This window comes from Bacillus sp. MT(2024) (assembly GCF_036362845.1).
Taxonomy (GTDB): domain Bacteria; phylum Bacillota; class Bacilli; order Bacillales; family Bacillaceae; genus Bacillus; species Bacillus velezensis.
In genome coordinates this window covers 2,923,916-2,938,848 of record NZ_CP143632.1, presented here as the reverse complement: position 1 = coordinate 2,938,848, position 14,933 = coordinate 2,923,916, and the positions used below count along the sequence as shown (strand labels likewise).

The following is a 14,933-nucleotide window of genomic DNA, read 5'->3' as shown; positions in this document are numbered from 1 at the left end:
TTGTTTAGTTTTGAAGGATCATTCCTTCAAAACATAGGAACACCTGCTAAATGCGCCACTTCCTGTGGCAACGCATGTGTTAGCATGTCCTATGCGTTGTTCTTTGAAAACTAGATAACAGAAGTAATTCACATTCAATTGTAATGCAAGATATCACGTAGTGATTCTTTTTAACGGTTAAGTTAGAAAGGGCGCACGGTGGATGCCTTGGCACTAGGAGCCGATGAAGGACGGGACGAACACCGATATGCTTCGGGGAGCTGTAAGCAAGCTTTGATCCGGAGATTTCCGAATGGGAAACCCACCACTCGTAATGGAGTGGTATCCATATCTGAATACATAGGATATGAGAAGGCAGACCCGGGGAACTGAAACATCTAAGTACCCGGAGGAAGAGAAAGCAAATGCGATTCCCTGAGTAGCGGCGAGCGAAACGGGACCAGCCCAAACCAAGAGGCTTGCCTCTTGGGGTTGTAGGACACTCTGTACGGAGTTACAAAGGAACGAGGTAGATGAAGAGGTCTGGAAAGGCCCGCCATAGGAGGTAACAGCCCTGTAGTCAAAACTTCGTTCTCTCCTGAGTGGATCCTGAGTACGGCGGAACACGTGAAATTCCGTCGGAATCCGGGAGGACCATCTCCCAAGGCTAAATACTCCCTAGTGACCGATAGTGAACCAGTACCGTGAGGGAAAGGTGAAAAGCACCCGGAAGGGAGTGAAAGAGATCCTGAAACCGTGTGCCTACAAGTAGTCAGAGCCCGTTAACGGGTGATGGCGTGCCTTTGTAGAATGAACCGGCGAGTTACGATCCCGTGCAAGGTTAAGCAGAAGATGCGGAGCCGCGCGCGAAAGCGAGTCTGAATAGGGCGAATTGAGTACGTGGTCGTAGACCCGAAACCAGGTGATCTACCCATGTCCAGGGTGAAGTTCAGGTAACACTGAATGGAGGCCCGAACCCACGCACGTTGAAAAGTGCGGGGATGAGGTGTGGGTAGGGGTGAAATGCCAATCGAACCTGGAGATAGCTGGTTCTCTCCGAAATAGCTTTAGGGCTAGCCTCAAGGTAAGAGTCTCGGAGGTAGAGCACTGATTGGACTAGGGGCCCCTACCGGGTTACCGAATTCAGTCAAACTCCGAATGCCGATGACTTATCCTTGGGAGTCAGACTGCGAGTGATAAGATCCGTAGTCGAAAGGGAAACAGCCCAGACCGCCAGCTAAGGTCCCAAAGTATACGTTAAGTGGAAAAGGATGTGGAGTTGCTTAGACAACCAGGATGTTGGCTTAGAAGCAGCCACCATTTAAAGAGTGCGTAATAGCTCACTGGTCGAGTGACTCTGCGCCGAAAATGTACCGGGGCTAAACGTATCACCGAAGCTGCGGACTGTTCTTCGAACAGTGGTAGGAGAGCGTTCTAAGGGCTGTGAAGCAAGACCGGAAGGACTTGTGGAGCGCTTAGAAGTGAGAATGCCGGTATGAGTAGCGAAAGAGGGGTGAGAATCCCCTCCACCGAATGCCTAAGGTTTCCTGAGGAAGGCTCGTCCGCTCAGGGTTAGTCGGGACCTAAGCCGAGGCCGAAAGGCGTAGGCGATGGATAACAGGTTGATATTCCTGTACCACCTCCTCACCATTTGAGCAATGGGGGGGACGCAGGAGGATAGGGTAAGCGCGGTATTGGATATCCGCGTCCAAGCAGTTAGGCTGGGAAATAGGCAAATCCGTTTCCCGTGAAGGCTGAGCTGTGATGGCGAGCGAATTATAGTAGCGAAGTTCCTGATTCCACACTGCCAAGAAAAGCCTCTAGCGAGGTGAGAGGTGCCCGTACCGCAAACCGACACAGGTAGGCGAGGAGAGAATCCTAAGGTGATCGAGAGAACTCTCGTTAAGGAACTCGGCAAAATGACCCCGTAACTTCGGGAGAAGGGGTGCTCTGTTAGGGTGCAAGCCCGAGAGAGCCGCAGTGAATAGGCCCAGGCGACTGTTTAGCAAAAACACAGGTCTCTGCGAAGCCGTAAGGCGAAGTATAGGGGCTGACGCCTGCCCGGTGCTGGAAGGTTAAGAGGAGCGCTTAGCGTAAGCGAAGGTGCGAATTGAAGCCCCAGTAAACGGCGGCCGTAACTATAACGGTCCTAAGGTAGCGAAATTCCTTGTCGGGTAAGTTCCGACCCGCACGAAAGGCGCAACGATCTGGGCACTGTCTCAACGAGAGACTCGGTGAAATTATAGTACCTGTGAAGATGCAGGTTACCCGCGACAGGACGGAAAGACCCCGTGGAGCTTTACTGCAGCCTGATATTGAATGTTGGTACAGCTTGTACAGGATAGGTAGGAGCCTTGGAAACCGGAGCGCCAGCTTCGGTGGAGGCATCGGTGGGATACTACCCTGGCTGTATTGACCTTCTAACCCGCCGCCCTTATCGGGCGGGGAGACAGTGTCAGGTGGGCAGTTTGACTGGGGCGGTCGCCTCCTAAAAGGTAACGGAGGCGCCCAAAGGTTCCCTCAGAATGGTTGGAAATCATTCGCAGAGTGTAAAGGCACAAGGGAGCTTGACTGCGAGACCTACAAGTCGAGCAGGGACGAAAGTCGGGCTTAGTGATCCGGTGGTTCCGCATGGAAGGGCCATCGCTCAACGGATAAAAGCTACCCCGGGGGATAACAGGCTTATCTCCCCCAAGAGTCCACATCGACGGGGAGGTTTGGCACCTCGATGTCGGCTCATCGCATCCTGGGGCTGTAGTCGGTCCCAAGGGTTGGGCTGTTCGCCCATTAAAGCGGTACGCGAGCTGGGTTCAGAACGTCGTGAGACAGTTCGGTCCCTATCCGTCGCGGGCGCAGGAAATTTGAGAGGAGCTGTCCTTAGTACGAGAGGACCGGGATGGACGCACCGCTGGTGTACCAGTTGTTCTGCCAAGGGCATCGCTGGGTAGCTATGTGCGGACGGGATAAGTGCTGAAAGCATCTAAGCATGAAGCCCCCCTCAAGATGAGATTTCCCATTCCGCAAGGAAGTAAGATCCCTGAAAGATGATCAGGTTGATAGGTCTGAGGTGGAAGTGTGGTGACACATGGAGCTGACAGATACTAATCGATCGAGGACTTAACCAATTTGAATGTATGCTTACTGTTATCTAGTTTTGAGAGAACACTCTCAATGGTTTGGTGGCGATAGCGAAGAGGTCACACCCGTTCCCATGCCGAACACGGAAGTTAAGCTCTTCAGCGCCGATGGTAGTCGGGGGTTTCCCCCTGTGAGAGTAGGACGCCGCCAAGCCATTACACGTAAGTGTAATATACGGAGGATTAGCTCAGCTGGGAGAGCATCTGCCTTACAAGCAGAGGGTCGGCGGTTCGAGCCCGTCATCCTCCACCATTCCTATCATACATAAGTTGGCGTATTAGGCCGGTGTAGCTCAATTGGTAGAGCAACTGACTTGTAATCAGTAGGTTGGGGGTTCAAGTCCTCTTGCCGGCACCACTTTTATATGTTATACTATATAAGTCTCTTGTAATAAGAGCCATTAGCTCAGTTGGTAGAGCATCTGACTTTTAATCAGAGGGTCGAAGGTTCGAGTCCTTCATGGCTCACCATATTTTTCTTGCGGATGTGGCGGAATTGGCAGACGCGCTAGAATCAGGCTCTAGTGTCTTTACAGACGTGGGGGTTCAAGTCCCTTCATCCGCATTGCCAAACGCGGAAGTAGTTCAGTGGTAGAACATCACCTTGCCAAGGTGGGGGTCGCGGGTTCGAATCCCGTCTTCCGCTCCAACTATACTATACCATCCATGCCGGGGTGGTGGAATTGGCAGACACACAGGACTTAAAATCCTGCGGTAGGTGACTACCGTGCCGGTTCAAGTCCGGCCCTCGGCACTTATTGTTGCGCCCGTAGCTCAATTGGATAGAGCGTTTGACTACGGATCAAAAGGTTAGGGGTTCGACTCCTCTCGGGCGCGCCATACATACTTTTGAAAAACGGGAAGTAGCTCAGCTTGGTAGAGCACATGGTTTGGGACCATGGGGTCGCAGGTTCGAATCCTGTCTTCCCGACCATTTTGGGGCCTTAGCTCAGCTGGGAGAGCGCCTGCTTTGCACGCAGGAGGTCAGCGGTTCGATCCCGCTAGGCTCCACTTGATTTTAATTGTTTTTGGCGGTGTAGCTCAGCTGGCTAGAGCGTACGGTTCATACCCGTGAGGTCGGGGGTTCGATCCCCTCCGCCGCTACCATTGGACCTTTAGCTCAGTTGGTTAGAGCAGACGGCTCATAACCGTCCGGTCGTAGGTTCGAGTCCTACAAGGTCCACCACTTATACGGAGGAATACCCAAGTCTGGCTGAAGGGATCGGTCTTGAAAACCGACAGGGGTGTCAAAGCCCGCGGGGGTTCGAATCCCTCTTCCTCCGCCATATCTAATTTAATTATCATCGCGGGGTGGAGCAGTTCGGTAGCTCGTCGGGCTCATAACCCGAAGGTCGCAGGTTCAAATCCTGCCCCCGCAACCAAAAAATGGTCCGGTAGTTCAGTTGGTTAGAATGCCTGCCTGTCACGCAGGAGGTCGCGGGTTCGAGTCCCGTCCGGACCGCCATTTATAAAAAGGCTCGGTAGCTCAGTTGGTAGAGCAACGGACTGAAAATCCGTGTGTCGGCGGTTCGATTCCGTCCCGAGCCACCATTTAATTTAATATTGTTTTGGCGGTTGTGGCGAAGTGGTTAACGCACCAGATTGTGGCTCTGGCACTCGTGGGTTCGATTCCCATCAATCGCCCCAAACAACATGCGGGTGTAGTTTAGTGGTAAAACCTCAGCCTTCCAAGCTGATGTCGTGGGTTCGATTCCCATCACCCGCTCCATTTTTATATTGTCATGGGCCTGTAGCTCAGCTGGTTAGAGCGCACGCCTGATAAGCGTGAGGTCGGTGGTTCGAGTCCACTCAGGCCCACCATGATGATTTTTCCACAGTAGCTCAGTGGTAGAGCTATCGGCTGTTAACCGATCGGTCGCAGGTTCGAATCCTGCCTGTGGAGCCATATGGAGAAGTACTCAAGTGGCTGAAGAGGCGCCCCTGCTAAGGGTGTAGGTCGTGTAAGCGGCGCGAGGGTTCAAATCCCTCCTTCTCCGCCATAAGGCCCGTTGGTCAAGCGGTTAAGACACCGCCCTTTCACGGCGGTAACACGGGTTCGAATCCCGTACGGGTCATTAAAAAAACCTTGCATACTATGCAAGGTTTTTTATTATACGTTCATAGCGTAAATGGTAAAAGACAGGTATGTGGCAAAAGCGCTCCATAATAAATAAGGAACCAGAAGCCAGGCTGAAGCTTTACTGTATTTACCGGCAATGAGCAACAGAATGAGTGTTGTCACAGCCACAAGCAGGCAATCGATAGATGCAGCAAGCAAATTTTTCTGTGTGAATTGAAAATAGCTGAATCCTTGATTCACGATATAATTGATGAGAAGCATCACCCAAAAAGCTTTGGATTCTTTACATGAAAACTTTGCGTATATCAAGGCTGCTGAGAGCGAAATAAGCGCAAACAAAACCGCCCATATGATGCCGATCACTGATCCGCTCGGCGTCCAGTCAGGTTTTTGCAGCGCGTCGTACCATTCCCGGTCGATGGGAAAGAGAAACCCTGCTAAAGAAAACAAGACATATGTAATGATAAATACAATAATTGCACCGATATACTTCTTTTTCATTTGTTCCCTCCGCCATTCAATGTCAATACGTTAGTTCCCTCTTTTGGAAAGATCAAGCCTTTTAAAGATCCATGCACCATTAAGTGTATGAGTTTTCAGTGTGAAAATGCAGCAAACCAATTATTTGTATTCAAAAACCCCGGCAGGCCGGGGTTTTAATCAGCATGAAGATCGCCAAAGGTCGTCATAATTCCTTCTTCGTCCAGTTCCTGCTCATATTTTTCGTGTGCTTTGCTTGGATACACGGAAATGTTTTTTCCGGTAATATCTGTCGCGATAAAGTTTTCATAATCCTCAGCATAGCCGATGTTTTCTTCTGAGTTCATTGTCATATCCCCATAGCTGAGCGGCGGATCTTCTAAATCCTGAGGCGTTTCTGAGTTTCCGTATTCCTCAACATCCTGATAAGCATCTTCACTATCGTAAGCCGCCCGGATTGATTCATCATCATCAAATTCAAACTGTCCGAACGGTGTTTCCTCTTCAATCGGCCTGTCTTTGGAAACGGCATCCTGCGAGGAATATTCCGCCAATGTCGTAGCCGTCGGCAGAGCTTCGAGTCTGTCATAAGGAATGTCCTTGCCGCTGACTTCACATGTGCCGTATGTGCCGTTTTCAATTTGTTTCAGAGAGTAATCAATATCGCGAAGGTGCTCCCGTTCATGGTCGAGCAGAGCCAGGTCTTTTTCCCGCTCGTATAATTCGGTCGCCTGATCGCCGGGATGATTGTCATAGGAAGACAATTCACCGGATGATTGATACGGGAATTCATCAGTTAACTGAAATTGATCATTTTCTTTAAAGCGACTTAAAATATCATGTCTGGCTTCTTTCAATTCTTTTTTTAAGTGTGTGATCTGTTCGTTTGTAAGCACATCAATCCCTCGTTTCTATGTGATGCTTACTGTTAGTATGAACGTTTTTGCGCAGAAAAATGGTGGATAAAAATAGTCATTTTCCCACGGGGAAGTAAAAGGATACAGTGATTGCCGAGAGTGGGGAAAGAAAATTCAAGTTTGTTTCTTTATTCATTTGCGCAAAAAGGTTTATAATAAGAAATGCGGGCATTTTGTCGTGCTCAAATCTGTGTGTTTGACACAAATTCATCACAGGTGTATTGTATTAAAAGCATTTAACGGATTATGGAGGAATGTCTCATGGTGACAACGGTGCAGCATACGTTCCGAGAGGAAGCAGATCATGCATTACATAAAGCCAAACAAGTCAACCATGCTGTCTTATTGAGCTATTCAAGACGTATTGCGTCTTTAGACCCTCTATCATTTTTCAAAGACGGAGCAAAAAAATATAAAGGCAAACGATTTTTTTGGTCAGAACCCGGTAGTGAATTAACAATAGTCGGTCTTGGCACAGAAGCGCTGTTCCAATCGAATGAAAAAAATGGAAAACGTTATCACGACGTTTTTGAACAATGGGAGCGCTTTAAAAAGACGGCTTTTCATATTCATGAAGAAGAAGAGGCGGCGCATACCGCGGTCGGCCCTGTCTTATTCGGCGGTTTTTCATTTAATCCCGCTGAAGAGAGAGGAGACGAATGGAACGGGTTCGAAGAAGGACTGTTCTTTATCCCCTCACTCATGCTGACAAAGACGGCAGATGGTGATTATTTAACCGTCAATCAATGGGCGGCAGACGGTAATCAGGCAGAAGATACGCTGAAACGTCTGAAATCTTTTTCAGAAGCTTTTGCAATTTCTTCAATTCAGTATGAAGAATATCCTGTTTTAACAAAAGCGGAAGAACTTGATGTGGAAAACTGGCTTGAGGCCATTAAAACAGCAACAAATGATATGAAAGCAAATCAATATGATAAAGTCGTGCTGGCAAGGGAAGTCGTTTTGTCTTATGATGGGCCTATTCCGGCGGAGAGCGTTGTCCGCAAGCTTTTGACGGACCAAACGACAAGCTATGTTTTTGCGATTGAGCAGGGAGATAAATGCTTTGTTGGCGCTTCACCGGAACGGCTGATCAAAAAATCCGGCAAAGACGTTATGTCCACCTGTCTGGCAGGTTCAATTAAGCGCGGAGAAAATCAACAAGAAGATGACCGTCTCGGCAAAGAGCTGCTGCATGACGAAAAAAATCTCGCGGAACATGATTTTGTGGTTAAGATGATACACGATTCTTTCTTGTCGAGCTGCAGCGATGTGAAAAAGCCTGCAGGTCCGCAATTATATAAAACAAAAAGTGTTCAGCATCTATATACGCCGATCACAGGCCACCTTAAAACGTCCGCTTCGCTGTTTGATTTAATTGAAAAGCTGCATCCCACTCCGGCATTGGGCGGAGCTCCCCAGCAGAAAGCTGTTGAAGTTATCGCTGATATTGAACCGATGACACGCGGATGGTACGCGGCTCCGATCGGCTGGATGGACGGCAGGGAAAACGGAGAATTTATCGTGGCTATCCGATCAGGGCTGATTGAAGGCAAAAGTGCGCGGCTTTTCGCAGGCTGCGGTATTGTTGAAGATTCAGATCCGCAATCAGAATATGAAGAAACACAAATTAAACTAAAGCCGATGATCTCTGCTTTAGGAGGTGAAAGGCTTTGACAAACCCGATTACACATTATATCGGAAGTTTTATTGATGAATTCGCTCTATCTGGTGTCACCGACGCGGTTGTTTGCCCGGGATCGAGGTCAACTCCCCTGGCGGTTTTGGCGGCGGCCCACCCGGATATTCAAGTCCATATACAGATTGATGAACGATCCGCAGGTTTTTTCGCACTAGGTCTTGCAAAAGCCCGCCAGCGTCCGGTCATGCTGATTTGTACGTCAGGAACGGCAGCGGCTAACTTCTATCCGGCCGTGATTGAAGCTCATTATTCAAGAGTGCCTCTTATTGTCCTGACTGCTGACCGGCCTCATGAATTGAGGGAAGTGGGGGCGCCTCAGGCGATTAACCAGCATTTTCTGTTCGGTAACTTTGTTAAGTTTTTCACAGACTCGGCTCTGCCTGAGGAAAATCCTCAAATGCTGAGCTATATCAGAACATTGGCCGGCAGAGCCGTAAGTGAAGCCGGGAAGCGCCCGATGGGGCCAGTCCATATCAATGTGCCGCTCAGAGAGCCTTTGATGCCGGATTTATCAGCCGGACCTTTTGAAAGAATGAGAAAGGGGAAGCACGTCTCAGTCACAACAGGGATGCAGTCAGCTGATCAAGACGCGCTCTGTCATATTACAGAGCGTCTCGCGGGTACCGAAAGAGGTATGATCGTCTGCGGCGAAATTCACGGTGAAGCAGAAAAGCAGCAAATCATCGCGCTTGCCGAGATGCTTCAGTTCCCGATTTTGGCTGATCCGCTTTCAAACCTCCGAAACGGGGAGCATGATAAGACGCTGATTATTGATGCTTATGACTCGTTCTTAAAAGATGAAGAAATAAAAGAGGCGCTGCGCCCTGAGGCTGTGATCCGCTTCGGCCCGATGCCGGTTTCCAAACCGCTCTTTTTATGGCTCAGAGATGATCCTGCCATTGAGCAGTTTATCGTCGATGAAGACGGAGGATGGAGAGATCCCACCCAGGCCGGCGCGCATATGATTCATTGCCATCCGTCGGTGTTTTTGGAAGCGGTCCGTTCAGCTGAAACCGGAAAACGGCCGTCCGGATGGCTTGAGAAATGGCAGTTTGTCAATGACCGGTTCCGGAGTCATTTACAGGCCGCGAGCATGGATGATTTATCATTTGAAGGAAATGTATATCGTCAGCTTCAGCACCTTGTCCCTGAAGGCAGTTCGATTTTTGTCGGCAACAGCATGCCGATCCGCGACGTGGATACTTTCTTTGAAAAACAAGATCGTTCCTTCCGTGTTTATGCCAACCGCGGCGCTAACGGCATTGACGGAGTTGTCTCCTCGGCTATGGGACTGTGTGAAGGTACAAAAGCTCCTGTCACGCTTGTCATTGGAGATTTATCGTTTTACCATGATTTAAACGGGCTGTTAGCGGCTAAAAAACTTGGAATTCCGCTTACGGTTATTTTAATAAACAATGATGGCGGCGGGATTTTCTCGTTTTTGCCGCAGGCATCTGATAAGACTCATTTTGAAGAACTGTTCGGTACGCCGACGGGTCTTGATTTCCGGCATGCCGCCGCACTGTACGGCGGGACGTATACTTGTCCTGAGACATGGGAAGCATTTAAGGATGCGTATCAGCCGCAGGCGGACAAGCCCGGACTTCATATAATCGAGCTGAAAACAGATCGGACATCAAGAGTTCAATTCCATCGTGATCTGCTGCAGACCGCAGTGCGGGAAGTGAAAAAAGAATGGAAACTGTAACAGTTAAAACGGCTGACGGCGTATGCTATCGTGCTGCTGATAGCGGACACGAATCGTCTGAAGCTATTGTTTGTCTGCATGGATTTACGGGCAGCAAAGAATCATGGATGTTTTTACGCGGCATGTTTCCCGGCGAGCGAATGGTGATGATTGACTGCCTGGGTCACGGGGAGACAGACGCGCCTGTGCAAGCGGCAAGGTATAGTGCGAGCCGGCAGGTTGCGGACCTTGCCGCCGTTTTTGATCAATTAAAACTTCACAAAGTGAAACTTATTGGTTATTCTATGGGGGGAAGACTTGCGTATTCCTTCGCACAGGCATTTCCGCATCGGGTGTCAGCGCTTGTTTTGGAAAGTACAACCCCGGGCCTCAGCACGCTTCAGGAACGCAAAAAGCGGATTCAGTCAGACCGGAAGCTTGCTGACTTTATATTGCGGGAAGGTATAACATCGTTTGTTGATTATTGGGAGAGCATTCCGTTGTTTGCCACGCAGCTTTCTCTGCCGGACAGCGTAAAGGCGTCCATCCGTGCCGGCAGGCTGAAGAATAATCCGTCCGGACTTGCAGGAAGCCTGCTCGGGATGGGGACGGGCTCACAGCCTTCCTGGTGGGAGGCATTACACCGCATCAAGGCGCCCGTCCTGCTTATATGCGGTGAATGGGATGAAAAGTTTTGCGCTATTAATCAAAAGGTGCATAACCTGCTCCCATCAAGTAAAATAGAGGTTGTCAAACAGGCGGGGCACACGGTACATGTGGAACAGCCGCGAATTTTTGGTAAGATAGTAAGTGAGTTTTTATACGGCTTGTAAAGCATAAAGAAAATAGCTTTTCGGCCGGACTCAGGCAAAAATGAAGGAGGTCATATCAATGGCTGCAGAATGGAAAAGTGAACGTCAGTACGATGAAATCCTGTACGAGACGTATAACGGTATTGCAAAAATAACAATTAACCGCCCGGAGGTACATAACGCATTTACTCCTAAGACGGTATCAGAAATGATTGACGCGTTTGCTTGTGCGCGTGATGACTCCAATATTGGTGTCATCGTTCTTGCGGGAGCGGGAGATAAAGCATTCTGTTCAGGCGGAGACCAAAAAGTCCGCGGTCACGGCGGATATGTCGGAGACGATCAGATCCCGCGTCTAAATGTGCTTGATCTTCAGCGTTTGATCCGCGTGATTCCTAAACCGGTCGTGGCGATGGTATCAGGCTATGCCATCGGCGGAGGCCATGTGCTTCATATCGTCTGTGATTTAACGATTGCGGCCGATAACGCGATTTTCGGCCAAACCGGACCGAAAGTGGGAAGCTTTGATGCCGGTTACGGCTCAGGTTACCTGGCGCGTATCGTCGGACATAAGAAAGCCCGTGAAATCTGGTACCTGTGCCGTCAATACAACGCGCAGGAAGCGCTCGACATGGGGCTTGTCAATACGGTTGTCCCATTAGAGAAACTTGAAGAGGAAACAATTAAATGGTGTGAAGAAATGCTTGAGAAAAGCCCTACAGCCCTTCGTTTCCTTAAAGCGGCATTTAACGCTGATACAGACGGCCTCGCCGGAATTCAGCAATTTGCAGGAGATGCAACGCTTCTTTATTACACGACTGACGAAGCGAAAGAAGGCCGTGATTCCTTTAAAGAGAAACGCAGTCCCGATTTCGGTCAATTCCCTCGTTTTCCGTGATCAGATGACACTACGAAACAGCTTGAGCCGCTCTGGTCCAAGCTGTTTTCTTTTCAAAAACAGTACTTTTACCTCGGAGATGATAACATGCTGACAGAACAGCCGAATTGGCTCATTCAAAGGGCTCAGCTGACACCGGAGAGAATCGCTCTCATATTTGAAAACAAACAGATGACATTCAGAGAATTATATCATGCTTCTAAACAAATGGCCGCGCGGCTGTCCAAATACTGTTCGCTTAAAAAAGGAGACCGCGCCGCGATTTTGCTTTCTAACAGACCGGAAATGGTTTATGCCGTTCACGCCTGCTTCTTATTAGGGGCGGAAGCTGTGCTGTTGAATACGAAGCTCTCAAAACAGGAACGGTTGTTTCAGCTCGAAGATTCACAGGCAAAGCTTTTATTAACGGAGGACGGTTTTTGCCGCGAAGAATATGAATCTGCGGTCGCCACCGCAGATGTGGACGAGCTGCAGGCTGAAGAGGCGGGTGACATGGAGCCGGAAGCTTATGTAACGCTTGATGATACGGCGACTCTTATGTATACGTCAGGAACAACAGGAAGGCCGAAGGGGGTGCAGCAGACTTTCGGTAATCATTATTCCAGCGCTGTATCGTCTGCGCTGAATCTGGGGGTCACGGAGCGGGACCGCTGGCTTATTGCGCTGCCGCTGTTTCATATCAGCGGTCTGTCTGCGCTGTTTAAGTCGGTCATTTACGGCATGCCTGTCGTGCTTCATCAAAAATTTTCTGTCACTGATGTGCTGGACAGCATCAGCTCCCATCAGGTCACGATCATTTCAGCGGTGCAGACCATGCTCTCGGGCCTGCTTGCGGAAACTGAACAATGTCCTGAATCACTGCGCTGCATTCTGCTTGGCGGGGGTCCGGCACCGCTGCCGCTCCTTGAAGAATGCCGCAGGAAACAATTTCCGGTATTCCAATCTTACGGCTTGACTGAAACCTGCTCACAGATTGTCACGCTTTCTCCGGAATTCAGTATGGACAAGCTCGGCTCGGCCGGTAAACCGCTGTTTTCATGCGAAATTAGAATTGAAAAAGACGGAAACCCTTGTGCGCCGTTTGAACATGGTGAAATTACGGTGAAAGGCCCGAATGTAATGAAAGGGTATTATCATCGTGACGACGCGAACCAGGCCGCTTTTCATAATGGATGGTTTAAAACGGGCGATCTTGGCTATTTGGATGATGAAGGGTTTTTATACGTGCTGGACAGGCGGTCGGACCTCATCATTTCAGGCGGAGAGAACATCTACCCGGCAGAAGTGGAAGCGGCGCTGCTTGCCCATCCGGCTGTAGCGGAGGTTGGTGTTTCGGGAGCCGAAGATCCGAAGTGGGGGAAAGTGCCGCATGCTTTTCTCGTGCTGACTTCTTCTGTCAGTTCTGAGGAGCTGACCGCTTTTTGCCGTGAGCGGCTTGCAAAATATAAAATACCGGCTGCTTTTTTCACGGTTGACGAGCTCCCGCGGAATGCGTCCAATAAACTGATGAGGCATCGGCTGAATGAGCTTCGTAAAGGAGAATTGTCATGATTAAGATTGAAAAAATCACCCTTTATCATGTAAGTATGAGGCTGAAAAAACCGTTTAAAACAAGTATTGAAACGCTGCAGGACCGTAAATTTTTGATCGTGGAAGCGATCGATGAAACCGGGAGAACCGGCTGGGGGGAGGTATCGGCGTTTTCTTCTCCGTGGTATACAGAAGAAACGATTCAGACATGCGCGCATATGCTGAGAGATTTTTTTATCCCAAATGTCGTAGGCCGCGAGTTTTTCCATCCGTCAGAAGTGCCTGACAGTCTCGCGCGTTTCAAAGGGAACCGCATGGCAAAAGCGGGGCTTGAATCAGCCGTGTGGGATCTATATGCCAAGAAAAAGGGGATATCTCTCGCAGAAGCCTTAGGGGGCAAAAGAGATAAAGTGCCCGCCGGCGTGGCGGTGGGTCTGGCTTCGGCTGATGAGATGCTTCGGGAAATTGAGCAATACGTAAAAGAAGGTTATCAACGTATAAAAATAAAAATTCAGCCCGGCCATGACGTTGATCTGGTCAGAGCCATCCGCAGCTGTTTTCCGAACGTGCCGCTGATGGCGGATGCCAACTCGGCTTATGAACTGAAAGACATCAGCAGGCTGAAAGAGTTGGATGAATTCCAGCTCATGATGATAGAACAGCCGCTTCAGGCAGATGATATTGTCGATCACCGCCACCTGCAGAAACACTTGAGAACTGCGGTATGCCTTGATGAAAGCATATGCTCACATGATGATGCAAGGCGGGCCATTGAGCTTGGGAGCTGTAAAATCATTAACATAAAACCGGCGCGTGTAGGAGGCCTGACAGAGGCCTTAAAAATACATGACTTATGCAGAGAGCATCACATGCCGGTTTGGTGCGGCGGAATGTTTGAAACCGGCATTTCGAGAGCGCAGACAGTCGCGCTTGCTTCGCTGCCGCAATTTACGATACCGGGTGATATTTCCTCATCAGACCGATACTGGGAGGAGGATATTGTCACTCCCGACATCCGTATCGAAGAGGGATTCATCTCTGTCCCGGACGGTCCCGGACTGGGTGTTGAAGTCAATCAGGAAATAATGAGAAAATACGTCACCCAAATGGACGTTTTTACGACAAACAACTGATAAAAAGACATTTCAGCGAGTTGAGCTGCCTGTATGCTGCTGTTATATTGAAACTGTTCATTATCACCCCTTCCCCCGTTTGAACCGGCTGTATCAGCCGGTTTTTTTAATAGGCGAATGCGATGATTTTTTTATTCTTCAAACAGTGTCGGCTTTACATCGCAGGTGCTGCTTTCCGGCTGGGGCAAACATGTACATCTTGATAAAAAATTCTGTGCTTGTCATGAATGCGATACTGATTGTATCGCATGCCGCCGCCTATATTTGCCGCCGAACCGCCTTTCTGCCATGCTTCTCATCCGCGCGGTTTTCTCCGGTTCAGGGATGCTTGCGGCGGAAATGAAAAAGAGCTGTATAAAACAGCTCTTTTCTTTTATAAATCATGCGGTTTAAAGGTTTTGCAATCCGTTTCTTCACTTTTTTCAGCGGTTTCGCCTGTATGGCTGACCACATAAATAGCGTCGGCCGTGCATTTGTTTCCTCTGCCCCAATATGAACAGTTATTGACTTCACACAGAATTTTTTGGTCCATGCTGGCTCCCCTCCAAGATAAAAGGTACGCCATTAGTATGAGCCGC

General features: G+C 49.3%; 9 protein-coding genes, 21 tRNA genes and 2 rRNA genes. 29 read left to right on the top strand and 3 right to left on the bottom strand.

The window, feature by feature from the left end; genetic code table 11:
- Positions 1 to 175 precede the first annotated feature (175 nt).
- The 23 genes from VP472_RS14495 to VP472_RS14385 all read left to right on the top strand — a co-directional run bounded on the left by VP472_RS14495 (position 176) and on the right by VP472_RS14385 (position 5,191).
- Positions 176 to 3,104 (top strand): 23S ribosomal RNA (locus VP472_RS14495).
- Between the two features lie 50 nt (positions 3,105 to 3,154).
- Positions 3,155 to 3,270: ribosomal RNA gene (gene rrf, locus VP472_RS14490) — 5S ribosomal RNA — on the top strand.
- 23 nt (positions 3,271 to 3,293) lie between these two features.
- Positions 3,294 to 3,369, top strand: a tRNA-Val gene (locus tag VP472_RS14485).
- A 29-nt stretch (positions 3,370 to 3,398) separates the two neighbouring features.
- A tRNA-Thr gene (locus VP472_RS14480) sits at positions 3,399 to 3,474 on the top strand.
- A gap of 37 nt (positions 3,475 to 3,511) precedes the next feature.
- Positions 3,512 to 3,587: transfer RNA gene (locus VP472_RS14475), tRNA-Lys, on the top strand.
- Between the two features lie 10 nt (positions 3,588 to 3,597).
- Positions 3,598 to 3,681: transfer RNA gene (locus VP472_RS14470), tRNA-Leu, on the top strand.
- A 9-nt stretch (positions 3,682 to 3,690) separates the two neighbouring features.
- Positions 3,691 to 3,765 (top strand) — tRNA-Gly (locus tag VP472_RS14465).
- A 19-nt stretch (positions 3,766 to 3,784) separates the two neighbouring features.
- Positions 3,785 to 3,870, top strand: a tRNA-Leu gene (locus VP472_RS14460).
- 9 nt (positions 3,871 to 3,879) lie between these two features.
- Positions 3,880 to 3,956 (top strand) — tRNA-Arg (locus VP472_RS14455).
- A 17-nt stretch (positions 3,957 to 3,973) separates the two neighbouring features.
- Positions 3,974 to 4,050: transfer RNA gene (locus VP472_RS14450), tRNA-Pro, on the top strand.
- Between the two features lie 4 nt (positions 4,051 to 4,054).
- Positions 4,055 to 4,127 (top strand) — tRNA-Ala (locus VP472_RS14445).
- 19 nt (positions 4,128 to 4,146) lie between these two features.
- Positions 4,147 to 4,223 (top strand) — tRNA-Met (locus VP472_RS14440).
- A gap of 2 nt (positions 4,224 to 4,225) precedes the next feature.
- Positions 4,226 to 4,302, top strand: a tRNA-Ile gene (locus VP472_RS14435).
- Positions 4,303 to 4,309: 7 nt separating this feature from the next.
- Positions 4,310 to 4,402 (top strand) — tRNA-Ser (locus VP472_RS14430).
- A 19-nt stretch (positions 4,403 to 4,421) separates the two neighbouring features.
- Positions 4,422 to 4,498, top strand: a tRNA-Met gene (locus VP472_RS14425).
- A gap of 6 nt (positions 4,499 to 4,504) precedes the next feature.
- A tRNA-Asp gene (locus VP472_RS14420) sits at positions 4,505 to 4,581 on the top strand.
- Positions 4,582 to 4,591: 10 nt separating this feature from the next.
- Positions 4,592 to 4,667: transfer RNA gene (locus tag VP472_RS14415), tRNA-Phe, on the top strand.
- Positions 4,668 to 4,687: 20 nt separating this feature from the next.
- A tRNA-His gene (locus VP472_RS14410) sits at positions 4,688 to 4,763 on the top strand.
- A gap of 8 nt (positions 4,764 to 4,771) precedes the next feature.
- Positions 4,772 to 4,845, top strand: a tRNA-Gly gene (locus VP472_RS14405).
- A 15-nt stretch (positions 4,846 to 4,860) separates the two neighbouring features.
- Positions 4,861 to 4,937, top strand: a tRNA-Ile gene (locus tag VP472_RS14400).
- A gap of 10 nt (positions 4,938 to 4,947) precedes the next feature.
- Positions 4,948 to 5,022 (top strand) — tRNA-Asn (locus VP472_RS14395).
- Positions 5,023 to 5,025: 3 nt separating this feature from the next.
- A tRNA-Ser gene (locus VP472_RS14390) sits at positions 5,026 to 5,116 on the top strand.
- A gap of 3 nt (positions 5,117 to 5,119) precedes the next feature.
- Positions 5,120 to 5,191 (top strand) — tRNA-Glu (locus VP472_RS14385).
- Between the two features lie 35 nt (positions 5,192 to 5,226).
- On the opposite strand, the gene VP472_RS14380 is transcribed toward VP472_RS14385, so the two are convergent.
- Both VP472_RS14380 and VP472_RS14375 read right to left on the bottom strand, forming a co-directional pair.
- Entirely contained in the window at positions 5,227 to 5,697 is a 471-nt protein-coding gene (locus tag VP472_RS14380) for a TspO/MBR family protein (protein ID WP_070082254.1), read from the bottom strand.
- A 155-nt stretch (positions 5,698 to 5,852) separates the two neighbouring features.
- Positions 5,853 to 6,572: a TraR/DksA C4-type zinc finger protein gene (locus VP472_RS14375; RefSeq protein WP_146277399.1), complete on the bottom strand. Its 720-nt coding sequence runs from the start codon at positions 6,570 to 6,572 to the stop codon at positions 5,853 to 5,855.
- Positions 6,573 to 6,854: 282 nt separating this feature from the next.
- On the opposite strand from VP472_RS14375, the gene VP472_RS14370 reads away from it, so the two are divergent.
- The 6 genes from VP472_RS14370 (at position 6,855) to menC (ending at position 14,355) form a co-directional block, all read left to right on the top strand.
- Positions 6,855 to 8,270 carry an isochorismate synthase gene (locus tag VP472_RS14370; RefSeq protein WP_146277397.1) on the top strand — a complete coding sequence of 472 codons (1,416 nt, stop codon included), beginning with the start codon at positions 6,855 to 6,857 and terminating at the stop codon, positions 8,268 to 8,270.
- Entirely contained in the window at positions 8,267 to 10,003 is a 1,737-nt protein-coding gene (menD, locus tag VP472_RS14365) for a 2-succinyl-5-enolpyruvyl-6-hydroxy-3-cyclohexene-1-carboxylic-acid synthase (RefSeq protein ID WP_102422718.1), read from the top strand. The genes VP472_RS14370 and menD overlap by 4 nt, the downstream gene beginning before the upstream one ends.
- Positions 9,991 to 10,815: a 2-succinyl-6-hydroxy-2,4-cyclohexadiene-1-carboxylate synthase gene (menH, locus tag VP472_RS14360; RefSeq protein WP_070082250.1), complete on the top strand. Its 825-nt coding sequence runs from the start codon at positions 9,991 to 9,993 to the stop codon at positions 10,813 to 10,815. Before menD ends, menH begins: the two co-directional genes overlap by 13 nt.
- 58 nt (positions 10,816 to 10,873) lie before the next feature.
- A complete protein-coding gene (menB, locus tag VP472_RS14355) occupies positions 10,874 to 11,692 on the top strand; it encodes a 1,4-dihydroxy-2-naphthoyl-CoA synthase (RefSeq protein ID WP_003152221.1) in 819 nt (272 codons plus the stop codon).
- An 87-nt stretch (positions 11,693 to 11,779) separates the two neighbouring features.
- Complete coding sequence (locus VP472_RS14350; protein ID WP_146277395.1) at positions 11,780 to 13,243, top strand: o-succinylbenzoate--CoA ligase; 1,464 nt, start codon at positions 11,780 to 11,782, stop codon at positions 13,241 to 13,243.
- Complete coding sequence (gene menC / locus VP472_RS14345; RefSeq protein ID WP_146277393.1) at positions 13,240 to 14,355, top strand: o-succinylbenzoate synthase; 1,116 nt, start codon at positions 13,240 to 13,242, stop codon at positions 14,353 to 14,355. Before VP472_RS14350 ends, menC begins: the two co-directional genes overlap by 4 nt.
- Positions 14,356 to 14,728: 373 nt before the next feature.
- On the opposite strand, the gene VP472_RS14340 is transcribed toward menC, so the two are convergent.
- A complete protein-coding gene (locus tag VP472_RS14340) occupies positions 14,729 to 14,887 on the bottom strand; it encodes a DUF1540 domain-containing protein (protein ID WP_007408842.1) in 159 nt (52 codons plus the stop codon).
- Positions 14,888 to 14,933: the final 46 nt, after the last annotated feature.

Coding starts and splice junctions, on each gene's coding strand:
- menC (WP_146277393.1), top strand. CDS start 13,240: ATGATTAAGATTGAAAAAATCACCCTTTATCATGTAAGTATGAGGCTG.
- VP472_RS14350 (WP_146277395.1), top strand. CDS start 11,780: ATGCTGACAGAACAGCCGAATTGGCTCATTCAAAGGGCTCAGCTGACA.
- VP472_RS14380 (WP_070082254.1), bottom strand. CDS start 5,697: ATGAAAAAGAAGTATATCGGTGCAATTATTGTATTTATCATTACATAT.
- VP472_RS14340 (WP_007408842.1), bottom strand. CDS start 14,887: ATGGACCAAAAAATTCTGTGTGAAGTCAATAACTGTTCATATTGGGGC.
- VP472_RS14370 (WP_146277397.1), top strand. CDS start 6,855: ATGGTGACAACGGTGCAGCATACGTTCCGAGAGGAAGCAGATCATGCA.
- menB (WP_003152221.1), top strand. CDS start 10,874: ATGGCTGCAGAATGGAAAAGTGAACGTCAGTACGATGAAATCCTGTAC.
- menH (WP_070082250.1), top strand. CDS start 9,991: ATGGAAACTGTAACAGTTAAAACGGCTGACGGCGTATGCTATCGTGCT.